The 4250-nt window shown below is 70.7% G+C and carries 3 protein-coding genes and 1 pseudogene; 3 read left to right on the top strand and 1 reads right to left on the bottom strand.

The window, feature by feature from the left end; all coding sequences use genetic code 11:
• A partial coding sequence (locus D180_RS09855) for an AAA family ATPase (RefSeq protein WP_043090733.1) occupies nucleotides 1-732 on the bottom strand: 732 nt, incomplete at its 3' end.
• A gap of 36 nt (nucleotides 733-768) precedes the next feature.
• Between D180_RS09855 and D180_RS09850 the strand changes: the two genes are divergently transcribed.
• The 3 genes and pseudogenes from D180_RS09850 to D180_RS09840 form a co-directional block, all read left to right on the top strand.
• Nucleotides 769-2613 carry a glycosyltransferase family 39 protein gene (locus tag D180_RS09850; protein WP_017912661.1) on the top strand — a complete coding sequence of 615 codons (1845 nt, stop codon included), beginning with the start codon at nucleotides 769-771 and terminating at the stop codon, nucleotides 2611-2613.
• A 50-nt stretch (nucleotides 2614-2663) separates the two neighbouring features.
• Complete coding sequence (locus D180_RS09845; protein ID WP_017912660.1) at nucleotides 2664-3653, top strand: glycosyltransferase family 2 protein; 990 nt, start codon at nucleotides 2664-2666, stop codon at nucleotides 3651-3653.
• Nucleotides 3650-4250 (top strand): annotated as a pseudogene (locus tag D180_RS09840) (hypothetical protein); the annotation flags it as partial. The gene D180_RS09845 and the pseudogene D180_RS09840, both read left to right, overlap by 4 nt.

The following is a 4250-nucleotide window of genomic DNA, read 5'->3' as shown; positions in this document are numbered from 1 at the left end:
GCGGCTGCGCGCCAGCAGCGCCTGCACGTAGCCGACCAGCGCCTCGCTGGCGTGGATCTGCTCCACGCCCTGCCGCAGCGTGGCCATGTCGGCCTCGCCGAGCAGTGGCTGCGCCTGTGCGATGAGGTCGCGGCGATCGCTGCCGCTGAGCAGCGCGCGTTCGGCCTCGGCGTTGGGATAGCCCAGCGCCAGGCGCAGCAGGAAGCGGTCCAGTTGCGAGTCGGGCAGCGGGAACGTGCCCGACAGGTCCACCGGGTTCTGCGTGGCGATCACGAAGAACGGCGACGGCAGCGGATGGGTGGTGCCGTCGAGGGTGACCTGCTGTTCGGCCATCGCTTCCAGCAGCGCACTCTGCGTGCGCGGCGGCGCGCGGTTGATCTCGTCGGCGAGCAGCACGTGGGTGAACACCGGGCCGGGATGGAACTGGAACTGGCGCGACTGCGCGTCGTACACCGACACGCCGAGCACATCGGCCGGCAACAGATCGGAGGTGAACTGCACGCGCTGGAAGCCAAGCCCCAGGCTCGCCGCCAGCGCATGCGCCAGCGTGGTCTTGCCCAGGCCGGGCAGGTCCTCGATCAGCAGATGTCCGCCGGACAGCAGGGCGACAAACGCCATGCGCACCTGTTGCGGCTTGCCCAGGACCAGCGCGTTGACCTGCTGCTGGGCGCGCGTGAGCGCCTCGCGCAACGTATCGGTTAGCATTTCCGGCAAGCGGAGCGGAGTAGGCATCGCAGTCTCGCAACGGTTTCAGGGAGTGTACGGGCAATGCAAGGGGAACAACGTGCACGCAGCGTCTTCATCGTGCTGTGGACGCTCGTCACCGCCGCCAAACTGCTGGTCGCCGCGCGCCTGCCGTTGTTCGTGGACGAGGCATTCTATTGGCAGGAAGGCCAGCATCTGGCGCTGGCCTACTCGGATCTGCCCGGGCTGACCGCGTGGCTGGCGCGGTTGGGCGTGGCGCTCGGCGGCGACCACCTGCTGGCGTTGCGCGCGCCGTTCCTGCTGCTGGGTGCGGCCGTGCCGTGGCTGATCGCACGCATCGCCACGCGCTGGTTCGGCGCAGTTGCGGGCTGGCGCGCCGGCAGCCTGGCCTTGCTGATGCCGCTGTCCGGCACCCTGGGCATCCTGGCGCTGCCGGACGTGCCGATGGCGCTGGCGACGATCCTGTGCATCGACGCCAGCGCGCGGCTGCTGCGCCAGACCGAGGCGCTGAGCGCGGTGGAGCTGGCGCTGGGCCTGGTCATCGGCGCGCTGAGCCATTACCGCTTCGTCGGCGTGATCGGCGTCGGCGCGATCGCGCTGCTGCTGATCCCGCAGGGCCGGCGCATGCTGCGCGATCCGCAGGTGTGGGTCGCGCTGGCGCTGGGCATGGTCGCCTGGCTGCCGCTGCTGGCCTGGAACGCGGACAACGGCGAGGCCGGTCTCAAGTTCCAGCTGGTTGACCGCCATCCCTGGAGTTTCCAGCCCGCCGGCATCGCCTTCCTGCTGATCCAGTTGCTGCTGGTCACGCCGCTGCTGGCGGTGGCGATGACCAAGGTGGCGCTGATGGCCACGCGCGGCGGCAGCAGCGGCACGCGCGTGCAGTGGCGCTATTTCGGCCTGCTCGGCGGGGTATCCACGCTGGGCATTTTCCTGCTCGGGTTCTTCACCGACGCCGAGCGGGTCAGCTTCCACTGGCCGCTGCCGGGTTATCTGGCGCTGCTGATCGCCACGCCGGTGATCCTCAACGGTTGGAGCAAGCCGCTGCGCCGCGCCACCTGGCTGCTGGCCGGGCTGGGCCTGGTCGGTGCGTTCGGCTACTACCTGGCGGTGTCGGTGCCGGCGGTGCGCGAGCACACCGCCGGCGACAAGTACTACCCGCGCAACTTCGCCGGCTGGCGGCCGCTGGCCGGCGCGGTGCGTCGCGAACTGGCGAGCATGCCGTCCGGTACCCAGGTGCTGGCGGACAACTTCAAGGTCGGCGCCGAACTCGGTTTCGAACTGCGCGACCCGGATATCCAGGTGCTGCCGCATCCGTTGAACGACAAGCACGGGCGCAGCGCACAGCTGCAGCAGTGGGGTCTGCTCAGCGACGGCCACCGCGACGGTCCACGGCTGCTTGTGCTTTCGCCCAGCGACATGAAGTACCGGCTGCTGCTGCAGCGCTACCACGCGGTCTGCGACCTGGTCGGTCCGCTGCCGCCGCCGCGGGTGGTGTCCAGCGACCACGGCAGCCAGCGTTTCCTGCTGTTCGCGCTGCCGGCGCAGCGCGCGAGCGGGCCTTGCACCACGCCGGCGATGGCCTGGTTCAACACCCCGGACGTGGACGCCAGCGTCGGGCGTCGCTTCGACGTGTCCGGCTGGGCGTTCAAGGACGGGGTGGGGATCGACCGGATCGAGGTGCTGCTCGACGGCAAGGTCGTGGCGCAGGCGCACTACGGCGACGTCTACGACGTCACTAGGTTCTGGAAGATCTCCACCGATCCCAACCATCCGAACATCGGCTTCCGCGCCACCCTCGATGCCAGCGGCCTGGCCCCGGGCACGCACTGGCTGGGCCTGCGCCTGCACGGCCGCGACGGCAGCGTCGAGGATTGGTGGGAACAACCGATCGTGCTGCGCCCGCACTGAGCTAGGATGGCGCGCCTTTCCACGCTGCCACGCAGGACCGCACGCCGCCCATGTCCAGTTTCCCCTCCGATCGCCCCGCGGCCGCGCCGCGGATCGCGGTGTTGGTGCCGTGCCACAACGAGGCGGCCACCATCGGCCGGGTCGTGGCCGATTTCGCCACGCATCTGCCGGGCGCGCAGGTCCATGTGTTCGACAACAATTCCAGCGACGCCACCATCGCCCGTGCGCGTGCGGCCGGTGCGGTGGTGCGCGAGGTCGCGCTGCAGGGCAAGGGCAACGTGGTGCGGCGCCTGTTCGCCGACATCGAGGCCGACGTCTACGTGCTGGTCGACGGCGACGCGACCTACGACGCGGCGATGGCTCCGGCGCTGGTCGAGCGCCTGCTGCGCGACGGACTGGACATGGTGGTCGGCGCGCGCCGCAGCGACGAAGCGGCGGCGTACCGCGCCGGCCATCGCACCGGCAACGTGCTGCTGACCCGCTGCGTGGGCTTCCTGTTCGGGCGCAGCTTCGACGACATGCTGTCCGGCTACCGGGTGTTCTCGCGACGCTACGTGAAGTCGTTCCCCGCGCATGCCGCCGGCTTCGAGACCGAGACCGAACTGGCGGTGCACGCGCTGCAACTGCGCATGCCGGTGGCGGAAGTCGACACTGCCTACGGCGCGCGTCCGGAAGGATCGCAGAGCAAGCTGCGCACCTGGCACGACGGCACCCGCATCCTGCTGACCATCCTGCGCCTGTTCAAGGCCGAGCGGCCCTTGCTGTTCTTCTCGCTCGGCTTCGGCGCCTGCGTGCTGCTGGCGCTGGCGCTGGCGGTGCCGCTGTTGCTGACCTATGCGCAGACCGGCCTGGTGCCGCGGTTTCCCACCGCGATCCTGTGTTCGGCGCTGGTGTTGCTGGGTGTGCTGCTGCTGGCCTGCGGGCTGATCCTGGACACGGTCACGCGCGGCCGCATCGAGGCCAAGCGCCTGGCTTACCTGGCGATCCCGGCCTGGCCGGCGGCGGACGCGCAGGGTGCGCATCATGGTGACGGCGCATGAGCACCACTGCTGCTGCGGCGCTGCCGCGCCCGACGCGCCGCCAGCGCCTGCTCGCCGCGCTGGATCGCCGCTTCGCCTTCCACAACCGCGGCAACGTGATCGCGGCGGGTGTGGCGGTCGCGCTCCTGGGTGGGCTGCTGTCGCTGTGGCTGGGCCAGGACGCCAACTGGGACCTGCGCAACTACCACCTGTACAACGGCTACGCCGTCCTGCACGGCCGCCTCGGCATCGACCTGGCGCCGGCGCAGATGCAGAGCTACTTCAATCCGCTGCTGGACGTGCTGCATTACGCGCTGTTCGTCGGCCTGCCTGCGCCGCTGGCCGGGTTCGCGATGGGCGTGCTGCACGCACTGGCGTTCCTGCTGCTGGCCGGCATCGTCTGGCAGGTGCTGGATCCGCGGCTGGACCGCGCGCGGCTGGTGCCTTGGCTGGCGCTGGCCGGGCTGTGCAGCGCCGCGTTCCTGTCCGAGTTCGCCGGCACCATGGGCGACAACACCAGCGCGCTGCCGGTGTTGGGCGCGCTGCTCGCCGCGCTGCACGCGCAACGCCGCCAGCAGGCCGCGGGGCAGGGCGTGGCGCTGGGCTGGTGGGCGCTGG

This window comes from Xanthomonas sp. SHU 166 (assembly GCF_000364685.1).
GTDB classification, from domain to species: Bacteria; Pseudomonadota; Gammaproteobacteria; order Xanthomonadales; family Xanthomonadaceae; genus Xanthomonas_A; species Xanthomonas_A sontii.
Note: the sequence above shows the minus strand (reverse complement) of the source record. Positions and strands in the feature narration are given on the sequence as shown.